Raw genomic sequence first — 403 nt, 5'->3', positions numbered from 1 at the left:
TTTAAACCGAAATTGGTCGTCGCTGGAACCTCTTTGGTGGAAAGGAAAACTGCGAAACCCTGGTGGTTTAGGGACTAGCGAGAGCGGACATCGGAGATACAGTTACCGTTTAAAGGGACATGGCAAGTACTGGAGTGCGCAAGGTGCAGAAGCGCAAGCTTTGATTATTGATTGCGACAGAAACAAAAATTTGGAGTATTACCTGGGTTTGCCTCAATTTGCTTTAAAACGTGATCAATGGAGTTATGATGGTAAATTCATCCTGAAGCTGTTACGCCAGCCACAGAGGCTCTCAGAACCACATGTTGGGGTGAAAGCTGGTAAGGTTGAATTTAACGGTAAGAGATACATGGCATAAAGTCTTTGTTGGGAGTGGGGCTTGAGAGCTCTCAAGCCCCACTCC

The 403-nt window shown here is 46.2% G+C and carries 1 pseudogene; it reads left to right on the top strand.

Features of this window, described 5'->3' with window-relative positions:
• A pseudogene (locus tag LFYK43_RS12655) lies at nt 1-358 on the top strand (hypothetical protein); the annotation flags it as partial.
• Nucleotides 359-403 lie beyond the last annotated feature (45 nt).

It is taken from the genome of Ligilactobacillus salitolerans (genome assembly GCF_003864415.1).
GTDB classification, from domain to species: domain Bacteria; phylum Bacillota; class Bacilli; order Lactobacillales; family Lactobacillaceae; genus Ligilactobacillus; species Ligilactobacillus salitolerans.
Note: the sequence above shows the minus strand (reverse complement) of the source record. Positions and strands in the feature narration are given on the sequence as shown.